This window comes from Streptomyces sp. NPDC048172 (assembly GCF_043202595.1).
Taxonomy (GTDB): Bacteria; Actinomycetota; Actinomycetes; order Streptomycetales; family Streptomycetaceae; genus Streptomyces.
Genome location: NZ_JBIDAT010000007.1, coordinates 407,557 through 423,721, shown reverse-complemented (window position 1 = coordinate 423,721; position 16,165 = coordinate 407,557). Strand labels below are relative to the sequence as shown.

The 16,165-nt window shown below is 72.0% G+C and carries 14 protein-coding genes and 1 pseudogene; 8 read left to right on the top strand and 7 right to left on the bottom strand.

Annotated elements, in window-relative coordinates; genetic code table 11:
- The 5 genes from ACGF3A_RS31310 to ACGF3A_RS31290 all read right to left on the bottom strand — a co-directional run bounded on the left by ACGF3A_RS31310 (window position 1) and on the right by ACGF3A_RS31290 (window position 4,154).
- Window positions 1-459 carry a VOC family protein gene (locus ACGF3A_RS31310; RefSeq protein WP_393733745.1) on the bottom strand — a complete coding sequence of 153 codons (459 nt, stop codon included), beginning with the start codon at window positions 457-459 and terminating at the stop codon, window positions 1-3.
- Window positions 460-576: 117 nt separating this feature from the next.
- Window positions 577-1,374, bottom strand: coding sequence for an SDR family NAD(P)-dependent oxidoreductase (locus ACGF3A_RS31305; protein ID WP_393733744.1), 798 nt, complete (start codon window positions 1,372-1,374; stop codon window positions 577-579).
- Window positions 1,371-2,684: a hypothetical protein gene (locus ACGF3A_RS31300; RefSeq protein ID WP_393733743.1), complete on the bottom strand. Its 1,314-nt coding sequence runs from the start codon at window positions 2,682-2,684 to the stop codon at window positions 1,371-1,373. The genes ACGF3A_RS31305 and ACGF3A_RS31300 overlap by 4 nt, the downstream gene beginning before the upstream one ends.
- Before the next feature lie 124 nt (window positions 2,685-2,808).
- A complete protein-coding gene (locus ACGF3A_RS31295) occupies window positions 2,809-3,471 on the bottom strand; it encodes a DUF4360 domain-containing protein (RefSeq protein WP_393733742.1) in 663 nt (220 codons plus the stop codon).
- 47 nt (window positions 3,472-3,518) lie between these two features.
- Window positions 3,519-4,154, bottom strand: coding sequence for a DUF4360 domain-containing protein (locus ACGF3A_RS31290; protein WP_393733741.1), 636 nt, complete (start codon window positions 4,152-4,154; stop codon window positions 3,519-3,521).
- 397 nt (window positions 4,155-4,551) lie between these two features.
- On the opposite strand from ACGF3A_RS31290, the gene ACGF3A_RS31285 reads away from it, so the two are divergent.
- A complete protein-coding gene (locus tag ACGF3A_RS31285; RefSeq protein WP_393733740.1) occupies window positions 4,552-5,877 on the top strand; it encodes a hypothetical protein in 1,326 nt (441 codons plus the stop codon).
- A gap of 223 nt (window positions 5,878-6,100) precedes the next feature.
- On the opposite strand, the gene nhaA is transcribed toward ACGF3A_RS31285, so the two are convergent.
- The gene (nhaA, locus tag ACGF3A_RS31280; protein ID WP_393733739.1) at window positions 6,101-7,444 is read right to left on the bottom strand and encodes a Na+/H+ antiporter NhaA; all 1,344 of its coding nucleotides are present in this window, start codon (window positions 7,442-7,444) and stop codon (window positions 6,101-6,103) included.
- A 232-nt stretch (window positions 7,445-7,676) separates the two neighbouring features.
- On the opposite strand from nhaA, the gene ACGF3A_RS31275 reads away from it, so the two are divergent.
- Window positions 7,677-8,789, top strand: a complete 1,113-nt coding sequence (locus ACGF3A_RS31275) for a PucR family transcriptional regulator (RefSeq protein WP_393733738.1) — start codon at window positions 7,677-7,679, stop codon at window positions 8,787-8,789.
- 407 nt (window positions 8,790-9,196) lie between these two features.
- On the opposite strand, the gene ACGF3A_RS31270 is transcribed toward ACGF3A_RS31275, so the two are convergent.
- Window positions 9,197-10,039, bottom strand: coding sequence for a class I SAM-dependent methyltransferase family protein (locus ACGF3A_RS31270; RefSeq protein WP_393733737.1), 843 nt, complete (start codon window positions 10,037-10,039; stop codon window positions 9,197-9,199).
- A 391-nt stretch (window positions 10,040-10,430) separates the two neighbouring features.
- Between ACGF3A_RS31270 and ACGF3A_RS31265 the strand changes: the two genes are divergently transcribed.
- The 6 genes and pseudogenes from ACGF3A_RS31265 (at window position 10,431) to ACGF3A_RS31240 (ending at window position 16,069) form a co-directional block, all read left to right on the top strand.
- The gene (locus tag ACGF3A_RS31265) at window positions 10,431-11,177 is read left to right on the top strand and encodes a hypothetical protein (RefSeq protein ID WP_393733736.1); all 747 of its coding nucleotides are present in this window, start codon (window positions 10,431-10,433) and stop codon (window positions 11,175-11,177) included.
- A 76-nt stretch (window positions 11,178-11,253) separates the two neighbouring features.
- Window positions 11,254-12,135 (top strand): annotated as a pseudogene (locus ACGF3A_RS31260) (hypothetical protein); the annotation flags it as partial.
- A gap of 399 nt (window positions 12,136-12,534) precedes the next feature.
- Window positions 12,535-13,848 (top strand): CpaF family protein, encoded by a 1,314-nt coding sequence (locus tag ACGF3A_RS31255; RefSeq protein WP_393733735.1) that lies wholly within the window; start codon window positions 12,535-12,537, stop codon window positions 13,846-13,848.
- 21 nt (window positions 13,849-13,869) lie between these two features.
- Window positions 13,870-14,829 carry a type II secretion system F family protein gene (locus ACGF3A_RS31250; RefSeq protein WP_393733734.1) on the top strand — a complete coding sequence of 320 codons (960 nt, stop codon included), beginning with the start codon at window positions 13,870-13,872 and terminating at the stop codon, window positions 14,827-14,829.
- Window positions 14,826-15,761 (top strand): type II secretion system F family protein, encoded by a 936-nt coding sequence (locus ACGF3A_RS31245; RefSeq protein ID WP_393733733.1) that lies wholly within the window; start codon window positions 14,826-14,828, stop codon window positions 15,759-15,761. Before ACGF3A_RS31250 ends, ACGF3A_RS31245 begins: the two co-directional genes overlap by 4 nt.
- 50 nt (window positions 15,762-15,811) lie before the next feature.
- Window positions 15,812-16,069, top strand: coding sequence for a hypothetical protein (locus ACGF3A_RS31240; RefSeq protein ID WP_344531902.1), 258 nt, complete (start codon window positions 15,812-15,814; stop codon window positions 16,067-16,069).
- The last annotated feature ends 96 nt before the right edge of the window (window positions 16,070-16,165 follow it).

The following is a 16,165-nucleotide window of genomic DNA, read 5'->3' as shown; positions in this document are numbered from 1 at the left end:
CTAGCGGACCTCGAACTCGTTGCCCTCCGGGTCGGCCATCGTCACGTGGTGGCCGACCGGCTCGACCACCACGCGCAGCGTGGTCGCACCCAGCGCCTCCAGCCGTTTGACCTCCGCCTCGCGCGCGTCGGGCCCCGCGTGGACGTCGAGGTGGAGCCGGTCCCTGCCCTGCCTCTCCCCGGGGACGGTGCGGAAGAGCAGGCGTCTGCCCAGGCCCGCGCCGGTGTCGGGGTCGACGGGGTCGTGCGGGTGGCGTATCGCGGCGGCGTACCGCCATGCCTTGCGGCCGCCGTGCCGGTCGTCCGTGGCGATCTGGCCCTCGGTGATCGTGCCCATGCTGTGCAGGCGTTCGATGTGGGCGCTGCTGTCCTCGGCCGTGTAACCGAGGGCCCGCTCCCAGAAGTGGGCGAGGCGGTGGGGGTCTTCGCAGTCGATGACGAGCTTCCAGTCGAGAGGCATGACAGCGTCCGTTCTCTGGTGCGGAGGAACGGTGTCTTCTCTAGCCGGAGCCTTGTCGCCGCGCAACTGCCCGCAGAGTACGTTCAGTTGGCTAGTACGTTCAGTTGGAGAGCACGTTCAGCTGGTGACGCGGCCGCCCGCCACGTCGATCGTCAGGCCTGTGAGCCATGACGCGGCGTCCGAGGCGAGGAAGAGCGCGGCCGAGGCCACGTCCGCGGGCTCGCCCAGGCGCCCCAGCGGGTGCTGGGCCGCGACCTGCCGCTGGATCTCGGGCGGCATCTGCCGGGCGACCCGTTCGGTGCGGACCGAGGACGGCGCCAGGCAGTTCACGCGGACGCCGTGCGGGCCGACCTCGGTGGCGAGCTGGCTGGTCAGCATGGTGAGGCCCGCGTTGGCGACCCCGTAGGCGAGGTTGGCGCCGCTGGGCCGCCGCCCGGCCGACGACGACATCGTCAGGCACGAGCCCCTGCCCTGCTCGACCATGCCCGGCAGGAACGTACGCAGGGTCAGGAACGCAGAGGTCAGCTCGGAGTCGAGCACCTGGCGCCAGCGGTCCTCGCCGAGTTCGAGCGCCGGCACGGGCGCTCCCTGGCCGCCCGCGAAGGCGGCCACGATGTCCACGGGACCCAGCTCCCGGGCGACGCGCTCGGCGAGCCGCTCCAGCGCCCGCGCGTCCGTCACGTCGGCGACGGCCCCGGTCGCCCGGCCGCCCGCCTTGCCGATGCTCTCGGCGACGGAGAAGAGCGCGGCCCTGTCCCGGCCGACGAGGCACACGGCGACGCCCTGCGCGGCCAGCGCCCGTCCGGTCTCGGCGCCGATCCCGCGCGAACCGCCGGTGACGACGGCGACCTTCCCCGCGAGGTCCGGATAGACGGCCGGGGGCTGCGGAGTGGGAGGGGTGGGTGCGGTGGTCATGAGGCAACTCCCAGGTCCGGGGCGGGTTCGCGCTCCTCGGCGAGTTCGCGTCGGCGCCGGTGGCCGTAGAGGGCCGAGGCCAGTGCCAGGCCGAGCGTCACGGCCGTGACGGCGCTCCACGCGACGGCGAAGCCCGTCATTCCGTCCGGCTCCGAACGGCGCGGCGAGGTCTCCCCGTCCGGGTCGTGGAAGACGCGGACCTCGTCGCCCACGTCGAGTCCGTCGCAGCTCAGCCGCCTGCTCAGCACGGTGTCCTCGCCCTCCGGCCGCAGCGCGCAGCTCGGGCCGCCCTTCGAGGAGTCCCGCACGCTCTCCACGGTCGTGTCCACCCAGCGGCCCCTGTCCAGCAGGGCCGAGGTGCTGAAGCCGGTGCCCGCGACGACGAGGAGCCCGACGCAGGCGCAGGCGAGGAGCACCGCGTAACGGCGGCGCGGCCCGTAGTGGATCAACTCCAGGAAGAGGACGAGGAGATAGAGCGCGGTGCCGAAGAACAGCAGCCAGAACGTGCCCGTCCCCAGGTGCACGGGGAGCAGCGCGGTCGCCGCCGTCAGCGCGCCGCCGAGCAGCGTCGCGACGAGCGCGAGCGCGACGGCCGCGCCCCGGGACAGCCCGGCGGTACGGGCGGTCAGGCGCGGACTGAGCCGGTGCGGGGCGAGGGGCTCGCCGCCGAGCCGTACGTAGAGGGGCGGCGCGGTGGGGCGCGGCGGGCGCGCGCCGTCGGGCCCGTCGGGCCCGGAGGGGGCCACGGGGTCCACGGGGGCGCGGCCCGGCCCGGAGGACGCGGCGGACGCGAAGCGCCGGGCCTTCACGATGCCCGCGACGCCCGCCACGCAGATCAGTACGGCCCACAGGAGCAGCGCGCCGTAGACGTACGGGTCGGCCTCCTCGTACGGGTCGTCCTTGGACGCCTCGATCAGCCCGGCGACGAGGAAGAGCGCGCCCAGCAGCAGTCCGAGCGTGGAGACGGTGGTCCACGCGGCCCGTGCCCCGCGCAGCGGGGGCGCCTCGGCGAGCCCCTCGGGGCCGTGCGCGCGGAAGAGCTGGACGCGGTCGCGGCTGCGGAGGGCGAGCAGGGCGGAGAGGGCGAGGACCGCGAGCGTCACGACGATCCCGGCGATCAGCGAACCGAGCGCCGCCGTGGGGCTGGTGGCGGTGTTCCGCGCCCGGTCGTGGAGGCCCGCGAAGATCATGCCGGTGCCCGCACAGAGCCCCAGGACGAGCAGTGTCCACTGGAAGAGGTGCCGCCCGGCCAACTCGCGCCGCAGCAGTTCCCCGGGCTGTCCCGCACCCGCCGCCGCCCCCGCCACCATCTGAAGCTCTCCCCCGTGCCGTCGCGCTGTGTGTTCCACCGCTGTGTCCCCGCACTGTATGCGTACGCCGGGAGGGAGCCGTCACGGGCGGGCCCGAGGGGCGCGGGGCCCGCCCGTGACGGGGTCATCGGGTCCCGCACTTCTTCCAGGCGAAGTGGTAGACGGTGCTGACGTCGCCGTCGGTCGAGTCCATGGTCATGAAGCTGGTGGTGTTCTTGGTGTCCGAGGTGCCCGCGTTGACGCGCAGCTCGGTGTTGATGTTGAAGTTGCGGAGTTCACCGCAGGGCGCCCAGACGAGATGGGCGTAGTCGGTCTTGTCGGTGGCCTGCCAGTTGTCGTCGTAGGCCCCGTCGTAGTTGTGGGTGTGCGTGGTGGTCTCGGACGAGCCCTGGAAGTAGTAGCTCGCCTTGGAGATGCTCGACGCGCCCTTCTCCAGGTGGGCGTAACCGCGGTAGTCCACGCTGGCGATGGCGTACGTGAAGCCCTGGGGCACGTGCATGATCAGGTTGAGCTGGCAGTTCTTGCGGAAGTCGACGGGCTTGGAGCCCTTGCCGACCTGGGCCAGATAGTCGGAGTAGGTGACGGTGAACGCCTTGTTGTCCGGCGAGACGGCGACCGCGGCGGTGCCCTGGGGACACCCCGAGCCGTTGACGGTGGCGACCTTGATCACGATCGCGTCGTCGGGCGGGTCCTCGAAGACGGGCCCGCCCGCGTGGGCCGTCGTACCGGCGAGCGTCGAGGCGAGCAGGGCGGCCAAGGCGCCGCCGGCCAGAAGAGCACCGGGCATGGTTCCCTCATTTCTGGTGGCGGATGGGGCTGTTCGGTGCTCGGTGCTCAGCACTTCTTCCAGGCGAGCTGGAAGACGGTGCTCACGCTGCCGTCGGTCGAGTCCATGGACATGAAGCTGGTGTCCTTCGCGCCGCTCGAACCGGCGTTGACCCTCAGCTCGGAATTGATGTTGAAGTTCTTGTCCTCGCCGCAGGGCGCCCAGACCAGTGCGCTGTAGTCCGTGCTGTCCCTGGTCTGCCAGTTGTCGGAGAGCGGGCCCGCGAACTTATGGCTCTGGCGCGTGGTGTCGGGGGATCCCTGGAAGTAATAGCTCGCTTTCTGGAGTCCCGTTCCGCCGTTCTCCAGGTGTGCGAATCCCCGGTAGTCCACGGCGGCGATCGCGTAGGTGAATCCCTGCGGTACGTGGACGTTGAGGTTGAGCTGGCAGTTCTTCCGCATGTCGGTCGGATCGGAGTCGCCGCCCGCTCTCGCGAGATAGTCGCTGTACGTCACGGTGAACGCCGTGTTGTCGTGCGAGACGCCCACGGCTGTCGTTCCCTTGGGGCATCCTGAGCCGTTGACGGTCTGGACGGACACCTCGATCTTCTGCGGCGGGATCTCGGAATCCGCCGGTACTGCCTGTGCCGGGGCCGTCGACGCGAGAAGCGCCGCGAATCCGCCGGTGAGCAGGGCACCGAACATAGCTCTGACATCTCCTTTCGGGGCAAGGGAGTGCCGCGCGGGGAATTCCGGAGAGAAACGCGGAGAGAGGAAAAGGAGGAGCAGACCGCGCATTTCTGGGGACGGGTGCTGCGGCGCCGTAAGCGTACGGCTGAGAGCGTTCTCCGAAAAAGGTCCGCGAAAGCTTTATGTAAGGGTGTTCAGGCCATATTCGCGGTGTGCCTCCGATGTCGTGACATGCGGCAACACGACGCCCCTCCCGTCCTGTCCAGGACCTGGCGTCCCGCCAGGTGTCTTGCGCGCGCGTAGACCGCAGGAGGTGACACGGAAAGCATGCGACCATAACGCAGCGGAACCCCGAGATTTGTGAGGCGCGTGACAATCGGGAGAGGGGTGGCGCGGCCTAGCCTGTGGCGTGATGCCGCGTCGGAGAATGTTCCGCAGAACTCCCCCCACCACCCCCACCCTCCCTGCCGTCGTCACGTCGAAGACCGCCTGGCTCGGCCTGGCCGCGGCGCTGCTGCTCGTCGCCGTGATGCTGTCCGTGCCCGGGAGCGGCGAGGACCGTGGGTGCGCCGGCGCGCGCGTCACCGGCTGGCGGGCCGCCGAGGGGATGAACGCGGAGCTGACGCGGTACGGGAACGACAACGCGCGCCTCGACGACTGGACGGGCGGCGACGGCACCCGGACCGTACGGCTGCCGGACGGCCGGACGCTGTGGCTGTCGGCCGACACCTTCCTCGACGAGGTCTACGGCGGCAAGAGCCGCAAGCCCAACCCCGTATGGGTGCGCAACTCCGGCCTGGTGATGTCCGCCGAGGGCCGCTTCCAGCGCACCCTGCTCGGCGGCAGCGAGAGCCAGCCCACCGCGTTCTTCCCCGGCACGGCGACCGGCGACGGGCGCGAGGCGTGGCGCTGGCCCGTGCAGGGCGTGGTCGAGCCGAGGTCGCCCGGGTCGAAGGAGAAGGTCGTACGGGTGCTGCTGTGGCAGCGCGAGGCCGGGAGCCCGCCGTGGATCTTCGGGGTGCCGCGGGCGAGCGAGGTCGCCACGCTCTCGCTGCCCGACCTGAAGGTCGAGAACATCGAGACCATCTACGAGCCGCAGCACACCGACGTCGAACGCCGCGTCCTCTACGGCACCTCGGCGATCACCGAGGGCGGCTGGACGTACGTCTTCGGCGCCGACGAGGGCAGCGTGAGCGGCAAGCCGTCCCGGGCCCACGTCGCGCGCGCCCCCGAGGGGCGGCTCGCGGACAAGGACGCGTGGGAGTACTGGGGCGGCGCCGGGCGCAGCACCGAGGGCAAGGCCAGCGCGGGTGCCAAGGGGCTCGGCTGGCAGCGCGACCCGGCGAAGTCGGTGCCGATACTCGTCGGCGAGACGGACCAGCGAGGCGCGACCGGCACGTACACGGTCGTACGGCGGGGCGACACCTGGCTGCTGATGACGATGGACGCGGGCGGCAGCGGGCTGACGGACGTCGTCTCGTACTGGTCGTGCACGCCGACCGGACCCTGGCACGGGCCCACCAAGGTCGCCGTGCCGCCGCTGCCGCCGGGCGGCAAGGAGGCGGGCGCCGTACCGTACAACCCGCAGGCGCACGCCGAGTTCGACACGAGCTCCGGCGAGCTGCTGATGAGCTACGACGTGAACGTCATGAACAACTCCAGCGTCATCCACCAGGACGTGGCCTACTACCGGCCCCGGTTTCTGCGGCTGGTGACTTCTCCCGCGAAGGGGAAGTAGGCCGCACCCGGCATGGAGGGCTGGGCAGGGGCTGCCCCGGCCTGTCCGTCGCAGGCTGCGGGTGGTGGGTGGTTGCTCGCGCAGTTCCCCGCGCCCCTGAGGCCTCAGGGGCGCGGGGAACTGCGCGCCAAGCCACGAAGCAGTCGCAGTCTGCAACGCAAGGAAACGGGGCTACCCCTGTCCAGCCCTGAGACGAGGGCAATCATGAGCCGCCGGACACGGCTCAGCCGCCCTCGCTCCGTCGGGCCGCCTCCGTTGGGCGGCGGTCCGGGTCGGCGTCCTGGTCGATGTCGGGGATGCCGTCCGCGTCCTCGTCGCGGGTCTCCTCCTCCCACATCGCCCGGTACTTCGCGTCCCGCACCTTCAGCAGGACGCAGGCGACGAGTGCGGAGAAGAACGAGCCGATGAGCACCGCCGCCTTCGCGTGCTCGGTGACCGCGCCGCCGGTGAAGGCCAGCTCTGTGACCAGCAGGGAGACGGTGAAGCCGATGCCCGCGAGCATCGCGACGCCCGCGACGTCCGACCACGCCAGCTCCGGGTTGAGCCGGGCCCGGGTGAAGCGCGCCGCGAGGTACGTGCCGCCGAAGACGCCCAGGAACTTGCCCGCGACCAGCCCCGTCATCACGCCGAGCGCCTCCGGCTGCCGGAACGTCTCCGCGAGCGCCGAGCCCGAGACGGCCACGCCCGCCGAGAAGAGGGCGAAGACCGGCACCGCGAGCCCCGCCGACAGCGGCCGGACCAGGTGCTCGACGCGTTCGCCGGTGGAGACCTCGTCGGGGTCGCTGGTCGAGACCCGCAGGAGGAAGCCCATCGCCACGCCCGCGATCGTCGCGTGCACGCCGCTGTTGTACATCAGCCCCCAGATGACCAGGCCCAGCGGCACGTAGACGTACCAGCCGCGCACCCGCAGGTTGATGTGCAGCACGCGGAAGAGGATGAGCCCGGCGACGGCGCCCGCGAACGCCCACCAGTTGAGGGTCGAGGTGTAGAAGACGGCGATCACCAGGATCGCGCCCAGGTCGTCGACGATCGCGAGGGTGAGCAGGAACGCGCGGATCCCGGAGGGCAGGTTGGTGCCGATCACCGCGAGGACGCCGAGCGCGAAGGCGATGTCGGTGGCCATCGGGATGGCCCAGCCGTCCGCCTGGCCGCCGCCCGAGGCGTTGACCGCGACGTAGAAGAGCGCGGGCACCACCATTCCGCAGACGGCCGCCACCACGGGCAGCGCGGCGGCGGCCGGGCGGCGCAGCTCGCCGACGGTCAGCTCGCGCTTCAGCTCGATCCCGGCGACGAAGAAGAAGATCGTCAGGATGCCGTCCGAGGCCCAGTGCTGTACGGAGAGGTCCAGGCCGAGCGCGGGGATCCCGAAGTGGAAGTCCCGCACCGCGTCGTAGACGCCGCTCAGCGGGGTGTTCGCCCAGACCAGCGCGACGACGGCCGCGATCAGCAGCACCATCCCGCCCACGGTCTCGGTGCGCAGCGCGTCGGTGAGGTGCTTGCGCTCCTTGGCCGACGGGCGGCCGAACAGCGACGTGGGGGAGGAAGGGGAGGGGGAGGGGGACGTCATGGGAGAGAGCTCCGGGCGGGTGCGGGGACGGACAGGGACGCGGTGGCCCCCGGAGGAGAGGGTTCCGCGCCGCCGACCAGACTTCCCGGCACACCTTTGACGTGATCTTGACGCCTCCCTTACACCGTACTCGTCCGTGTACGGACCTGCGCAAGGGGCCTCGCGCACGGCCCTCGCATACGCTGTGCCCCCGCCGAAGAGGAGATGCAGCGAGCCCCATGAACCCGGTCCTATGAAGCGCGAGCCGATACCCAGCGAGTTCCTGGGCTCCTACCCCCGCCTGCTGGCGGTGATCTCGGACACCGGGCGGCTGCCGCGCCGCGACGAGCTCGACGCCTTCCGCGAGCTGGGCGAGCGCGCCGCCGAGAGCGGCTACGGGCTGCGCGGCCTCGTCGGCCTCTATCTCACCGAGACCCGCCGCCTGTGGGCCACGCTCCCCGGCGTGCTGGGCGCGGGCGCGATCGGGCCGCGCGGCCACATCCGTACCGGCGACTCCGTGCTCGCCGCCGTCGACGCGGTCGTCGCCGCGCTGGGGGAGGGGCACGAGCGGGCGCAGCGGCTGGCCGTACGGCAGGAGGAGGGGGAGCGACGCGAGTTCATCGACGACCTCCTCTACGGGCGCAGCGACCTGGGCAGGCTCGCCGAGCGCGCCCAGCGCTTCGGGCTGCACCTGGCGGACCGGCACGTGGTGGCCGTCGCCGCGGCGGCGGAGAAGTACGACGACGTGCACCCCACCGTGCGGCGCGTGGAGCGCGAGCTGCTGGGCCGGTTCGGGGAGCACGACGTGCTGCTCTCCACCAAGGAGGGGCGGCTCGTGTGCATCGCGGCCAGCGGCGACAGCACGGTGATGGAGGCCTTCGCGCGGCTCGCCGAGGACCCCGGGCGCGGCTACGCGGCGGCGCAGCGCGTGGCCTTCGGGCGCGAGCACGCGGGCGCGGGCGGCGTGGTCCGCAGCTACGAGGAGGCCGTCGAGGCGCTGCGGCTCGCCGACCGCATCGGCGTCCCCGCCGTGCGGGTGCACGCGGGCAAGATGCTCGTCTTCCCCGTGCTGCTGCGCGACCGGGAGGCCATGGCCGACCTCGTACGGACGGTCCTCGGGCCGCTCACCCGGGCGCGCGGCGGGGCCCGGCCGCTGCTGGAGACGCTGGAGGTGTGCGCCGCGGCCGGTTACGTCAACGCGGAGGCCGCCCGGCGGCTCGGGGTGAGCGTGCGCACCCTCTCGTACCGCCTGGAGCGCATCCGCACCCTCACCGGCTACGACCCGGGCGACGCGCTGCAGCGCTTCACGCTGGAGACGGCGGAGCTCGGCGCCCGGCTGCTGGGGTGGCCGGAGAACGGCGTGTAGCCCGGTCTCCGGCCCCCGTTTCCCGTACGCCCGTTCCCACATCCCGTACGCCCGTTTCCCGGTCTCGTCCGCCCGTTCCCTGCCCGGAGATCTGTGCCCATTCCGTGGCGGAGACGTGGCACAGGTGTCGATCACCGCTGGAACCGGGCACGGTTCCACCCCGAGCCGGACGTAAATGCGGCGTAAAGATTGCCAGGATCAGGAAGTGTGCCGCCGCGACGCCGAGTGTCAGGATGACGGCACACCGCGACGGGGAGACGCGGTGTCCGACGGGAGCCGATGCCTTCGACGGGGGTGGAGGCATCGGCTCTCCGTCGTTCCGTACGTCCTTCGGCGCGTGCCGCCGAGACGGTCCGCGCGGGGCGCGGGCGGGGGTGCTGATTGCCGGGATCGTACGTACCCGGACATCACGCGGTGGCGCAGCGCGTGACCGTGAAGAGCCCGACGTCCTCCCGGCGGCTGCTCACCGCCTCCTGCGCGAAGCCCGCCTTCACCGCCCGGATCTCCGCCTCCCCGACCGGCCTGCACCGGGTGCGCCAGGGCGTGCCCTCCCGGTCCGGCAGCATCCGCGCGAGGAGCCCCGGCGGGGGATTCCGGGTCTGCGTCGTGAAGAGAAGCGTTCCGCCGGGCGCGAGCATCTCCCGCAGCCGCTCCAGCGAGGCGCGGACCACCTCGTCGTCCGGGATCAGCTCGTACAGCCCCGACACGACGACGAGATCGGGGCGGAGCCCGTCCGCGAGCGGCGCCGGATCGAGCGCGTCCCCCTGTTCGTACGTCAGCGCGCCCCGCGGCAGTCCGCGCTCCCGCGCCAGCCGCCGGCCCCGCGCGAGCGCGGCGGGTGCCAGGTCCCGGCAGACCACCCGGAGCTGGCCGCCCGGCTGCTCCTCGGCGACCAGGTCCTGGAGATAGCGCCCCGGGCCCGAGGCCACGTCGAGGACCACGATCTCGCCGCCCCTGCCCGCGATCTCCTCGCGCAGCATCCGCCCCAGCAGCTCGCACCGGGCGCGGGCCGCGCGCCAGCCCACCGCGTCGAGGAACGCGCGGTCGAGCGCTCTGCCGACGCCGAGGACGCCGCGCGCCCTGTCCGCGTACACGTGGTCGAGCAGCGTGCCGCTGCCGAAGCCGTGCCGGTGACCGAGGCGGACGCCCTCGCTCGCGCGCCCCACCGTCCCGAGCAGACCGCGCGCCGCGGCCCACCGGATCCTCTCCGCCCTGCCGAGTCCGCCGTGTCCGCCGTGTCCGCTGAGCATCGGAGCCCCACCCCTTCCCCTGTTCCACCTCTTCTTCTGTCTGCACCACGGGGGCGTCCGGCACGCATGCGCCGGACGCATTCCGGCACTTCGTGTTCGCGGTTGCATCGTCAACTTTTCATCTTCCACGGGCCCTTGCGGAGATCTTCGCGGAGCGAATCCATGAAGGTGGCGCGCATTGTGGAACCGGTTCCTCCTGTCCCCGCGTGAGACACAGGGAACTCCCGTTCTGCAGGGCGTTCCTGGCGTCAGGAAGCGCCTTGAGGGGGGAGTGGGGCGCTGATACTGTGCCTTGGATTTACCAGGCGTGGTCACCTGTCGGTTCACGAGGGTATGTCCGACATAGCGGTGACGGGGGTTAGTTGGTGCAAATGGTGACGGGGGTGGTGATATGAAGACCCAGGAGCGCAGTGCCGCGGGTGCGAATCGCGCGGCCACGGGTACGGCCCTCGCGGGGGACCGGCTGCCCTCGGCGCCCAGGGAGCGCAAGCCCGCGCTGGCCGCCCTGGCCGTGCTGCTGGTGCTGCTCGGCGCGCTCGGCGCGACCGTGCTGGTCATGCGCGCGGGCGACCGTATCGAGGCGATCGCGGTCACGGAGCGGGTGCCCCAGGGGCAGCCGGTGCCGGACTCGGCGATCAAATCGGTGATGGTGGCCGAGGACAGCGACATCAAGTACGTCCGCTGGGAGCAGCGCGGTCTGCTGAAGAAGTACCGCGCCGCCAGCGATCTCGTCGACGGCGCCGTTCTCGTGGGCAGCATGCTCACCAAGGAGAAGGGGCTGGCGGACGGAAAGGTCGTCGTCGGTCTCTCCCTGAAGAGCGGCCAGTATCCGGCCAGGATCGAAGAAGGGGATTCCGTCGCCGCGTACCGCGTGGGCGACCGGGGTTCCACCGGCGGCGGCACGGGCGGTTCCGGTAATGGCGGCACGGGCGGCGGGAGTTCCAGCCGGACCGACACGCTGATTACCGACGGCGCGAAGGTGCAGTCCATCAAGAAGAACACCGAGGATTCCTCGTTCAGCGGAGATCTGCCGGTTTCCGTCGTCGTCGACGAAAGCGATGCCGCCGATCTGACCGCGGCCGCTTCCAGCGGGGAAGTGTCACTGGTTCTCGGACCCGGGTCCGGAAGTGGCAGTTGACCGGGCTCCCGCTCTCACCGGCGACGGAGGGCATGGCAGTGCAACGGGGAACAGCGGGAAGAAGGTGCGGAGCTAGATGGCGCTGATCGCACTCGCCGCGGACAAGGGCGCTCCGGGCGTCACCACGGCGGCGGTCGCCCTGTCCGCGGTGTGGCCGCGCCGCGCGCTGCTGGCCGAGGTGGACACGGCCGGCGGCGACCTCGTCTACCGGAGCGGAAGCGCGGACGGGGGCCCGCTCGAACCCAACACGGGCATGCTCTCGCTCGCCGCGAGCGCGCGCCGCGGCCTCGCCCCGCAGCAGCTCTGGGAGCACACCCAGCGGATCTCCGGCGGGCTCGACGTCCTCGTCGGGCTCGGCAACGCGGAGCAGTCCGCGGGGCTCGCCGGGCAGTGGAACACCCTCGGCCGCGCCTTCGCCACGCTCGCCGACGTGCCGGAACCGGCCTCGGCGGCCGACGTGATCGCGGACTGCGGGCGCGTCGGGCCCGAGGCGGCGTCCGTCGCGCTCTTCGAGCACGCGGCGCTGGTGCTGCTGCTCACCCGTACAGAGCCCGAACAGCTCGCGCGCGTACGGGACCGTGCCGCCACGCTCGCCGCGCGGCTGCACGGGGGGCACCGGGGCGCGGCGCAGCTCGCCCAGCCGCTGATCGGGGTGGTGCTCATCGCCGACGCGCAGGGCAGCGCCAAGATCGCCGGTCAGGTCAACGACATGCTGGTCGCCTCCCGCGCGGGGGCCCAGGTGCTGGGTGTGCTCGCGCACGACCCTGCCGGGGCGGCGCAGTTGGCCGGGCGGCGGAGGGGGCGCGTCGACAAGTCGATGCTCGTACGGTCGGTGCGCAAGGTCGCCGTCGACCTTCACCGGCAGTACGGGGCGGCGTGGACGCCCGCTCCCTCTGCGCCGGATCAGCTGACCGCCGGTCAGCGCCCCGCGGGCCAGCTCCCGCAGGGCCCGGCCCAGCCTCAGCCTCAGCCTCCGGCTCAGCCCATGCCGCAGAACCCGGCACCGGCGCAGCCTCAGCCTCGTCCTCTTTCCCAGGACCTGGAACAGGCGCGTGCCCGGCGTCTCCAGGGTGGCAACAACCTCCAGGCGCGAGCCCAGGCACAGCCCCAGCCCACTCCCGACGAGACCCAGCAGTTCCGACTGCCGAGGGCAGAAGGGGCGGGTCAGTGAACACCACGCACCCGGCATCGGGGCTGCGCTTGCCAGCCCTGCGCCTTGCGCAGACCTCCCAAGCGCAGTGGAAGAGCGAGGGGCGCGGGGAACTGCGCGACAAGCCACCGCGCACGGCGCACCCCGCAACGCACAGCAAGGGGCAGCCCCTGCCCGGCACTACCGCAGGGAGCGGGGGATGCCGCGATGAGTGAGACCACCGTCGACCACACCCTGGTGAAGCGGTTCCGGCAAGAAGCCGGGGACCGGATCGCGGAGCAGCGCAGGATCGATCAGGCGTCCGGCGTCGCGGCGATGACGACCGAGGACGAGCGGCAGTTCGCACGGGCCGTCATCGCGCAGATCCTGGAGGAGTACGCGCGCTCGGAGATCACCGCCGGGCGCACCCCTCCGGACGCGCGCGGAGAAGAGGCGTACGCCGCGGCCGTGCACGCCGCGCTCTTCGGCGTGGGCCGCCTGCAGCCGCTGCTGGACGACCCCGAGGTCGAGAACATCGACGTCAACGGCTACGACCAGGTCTTCATCGGCTACGCCAACGGGCACGAGACGCGCGGCGAGCCCGTCGCCGAGTCCGACGAGGAGCTCGTCGAGCTGATCCAGATACTGGGCGCCTACTCGGGCCTCTCCTCACGCCCGTTCGACTCCGCGAACCCGCAGCTGGACCTCCGGCTCCCGGACGGCTCCCGGCTCTCGGCCGTGATGGACGTGACGCGGCGTCCCGCGCTCTCCATCCGCCGCGCCCGGATGGGCAAGGTCTTCGTCTCCGACCTGGTGGGGAACGGGACGCTCACGCCGGAGCTCGGGAGCTTCCTGACCGCCGCCGTCCGCGCCCGTAAGAACATCATGATCGCGGGCGCCACCAACGCGGGCAAAACGACACTGCTGCGGGCCCTGGCCAACGAGATCCCGCCGCACGAGCGCCTCATCACCGTGGAGCGGGCCCTGGAGCTGGGGCTCGACCACTTCACGGAGCTGCACCCGAACGTCGTCGCGTTCGAGGAGCGGCTGCCCAACTCCGAGGGCCAGGGCACCATCTCCATGGCCGAACTGGTGCGCAGGTCGCTGCGTATGAACCCGTCCCGGGTGATCGTCGGCGAGGTCCTCGGCGACGAGATCGTCACCATGCTCAACGCGATGTCGCAGGGCAACGACGGGTCCCTGTCCACCATTCACGCCAACAGCTCCAGCGAGGTCTTCAACCGCATCTCGACCTACGCCCTCCAGGCCAACGAGCGGCTGCCCATCGAGGCGAGCCAGATGCTGGTGGCCGGGGCGATCAACTTCGTGGTCTTCGTCGAGCGGCGCAACGCCTACCAGACCGGCGGGCGCCTCAGCCGCTCCGTCACCTCCGTACGGGAGATCAACGGCGTGGACGGCCGGGTGCTCTCCAGCGAGGTGTTCGCCGAGTCGCCCGACGGGCGGCTGCTGGCCCACGCCCCGATCTCCTGCGTGCAGGAGCTGTCCGTCTACGGATACAAGCCGACCGGAAACTGGGGGTGAGAAGTGCCTGTCACAGGTGGTATGAGCGGCATCTTCTCCCTGGACACGCTGTACGCGCTGGGCTGCGGCATCGCGGTGGGCGGCGGCATCGCGCTGCTGATCGTCGCGGTGCGCGGGCTGCCCGCCAAGTCGCACGCGGAGAAGGAGGAGGCGGGCGAACGCGCCTCCGAGCTGGCCCGGTTCATGAGCAAGCGGGGTTCGATCGCGGTCTGCGGCGGGCTCCTCGTGCTGCTGCTGACGCGCTGGCCGGTGGCCGCGATCGCCACGGGAGTGCTCGTCTTCCTCTGGGACCGGCTCTTCGGCGGCGCCGCCGAGGAGCGCGCGGCCATGCGCCGCGTGGAGGCGCTGGCCGCCTGGACCGAGTCGCTGCGTGACACGATCGCGGGCGCCGTCGGCCTCGAACAGGCCATCCCCGCCTCGGCGCGGGCCGCCGCGCCCTCGCTGCGTCCGCACCTCGACGCGCTGATCGACCGGCTGCGCGCCCGTACGCCGCTGCCGAACGCGCTCCAGCACCTCGCCGACGAGCTGAACGACCCCTCGGCGGACATCGTGGTGGCCGCGCTGATCCTCAACTCGCGGCTGCGCGGCCCCGGTCTGCGCGAGGTGCTCGGCGCGCTCGCCAAGTCGGCCCGTGAGGAAGTGGACATGCGGCAGCGCGTGATGGCGCAGCGAGCCTCGACGCGCCGCAGCGTGCAGATCGTGGTCGGCGTCAGCGTGGCGTTCGTCCTCGGCCTCGCCGTCTTCAACCGGGACTTCGTCAAGCCCTACGGCACCCCGCTCGGCCAGGTCGTCCTGCTGTGCGTGTGCGCGATGTTCGCCTGCGGCTTCTGGTGGCTGCGGAAGCTGTCGCGGATCGAGACGCCCGAGCGGTTCCTGGCCCGCGCCGAGCCGGGCTCGCTGACGCCCCGGGACGGGCAGCAGCCCGGCGCCGGTTCGGCGAACGGCGTGCCCGCTTCCTCCCAGGAGGCGCTGCCCCGATGAACACGTTCACGCTGACCGCGCTGACCGGTGCCCTCATAGGGATCGGCCTCTTCCTGCTCGTACGGGCCATCGCGCCCGGCAAGAAGGGCGCCGTCGCCTCCGTCGCCGAGATCGACGCGCTGCGCGCCCGCAGCGCCGCGCACCAGCCGCTGCCGGGCGCGGCCACCGGGCCCGAACTGACGGGCCCGTTCGCCGAGTCCCGGGCCCGGCTGGGGGAGCGGCTCGCCGCGTTCTACATCCGGCAGGGCTGGGAGATGCGCAGCCTCCGCTCCGACCTGGACGTGCTGGAGCGCGGCTGGGAGAACTTCCTCGCGACGAAGGTGCTGCTGGCCGCGGCCGGGCTCTTCTTCGGCCCGTTCCTCTTCTCGCTGGCCTGGCTCGCCGGGTTCGGGCAGAGCCCGCTGATTCCGGTGTGGCTGGCGCTGTTCTTCGCCGGGGTCTTCTTCATGCTGCCGGACCTGGAGGTCCGGCGGGACGCCGCCGACAAGCGGCGTGACCTGCGGCGCGTGGTCGGTGCCTATCTCGACCTGGTCGCCATGAACCTCGCGGGCGGGCGCGGTCTGCCCGAGGCGCTGAAGGCCGCGAGCGAGGTCAGCGACGGCTGGGCGCTGCGCCGGATCCAGGACGCCCTCGCGGACGCGCGGATCACGGGGCAGAGCCAGTGGCAGGCCCTGGGCCAGCTCGGCGTACGGCTGGGCGTGGACGAGCTGAAGGACCTGTCGGCCTCGCTGGCGCTGGTCGCCGACGACGGCGCCAAGGTACGGGCCTCGCTCGCCTCGCGTGCGGAGACGATGCGTCACAGGGAGCTCGCGGAGATCGAGGGCAGCGCGGGGGAGAAGTCGCAGTCGATGCTCGTCGCACAGCTCATGCTGTGTGCCGGCTTTCTCGTCTTTCTCATCTTTCCCGCGGCCATGCGCGTCTTCCAGATCTGACCGGGCCCTCCCTGCCCCCCACTGCTCCTCTTCCGAAAGGACCGAGAACGATGCCGGTGAACCCCTTCAAACCGACGAGCCACCCCGCCGTCGACCTGATGGTGACCTTCCTCCGCGGCCGTATCCAGCGGGCCCGCTCCGGCGAGCTGGACCGCGGCGCCTCGGCCGTCGAGTGGGTGATCATCTCCGCGGTCGTCGTCGCCATCGTGGGCGTGGTCGCCGCGATCATCAACATGGCGCTGAAGAACGGCGCCGACAAGGTGAGCGACTGCATCGACGACGCGGACGCCAACGGGACCTGCGACTAGGGCCGCGGGGCCGGAACGGGGACGGGGACGAGGACGAGGGCGTCGGCAGGTGCGAAGAGAGCGGTTCGTGCGGGGCGTACGCCGCAGGTGGGAGGA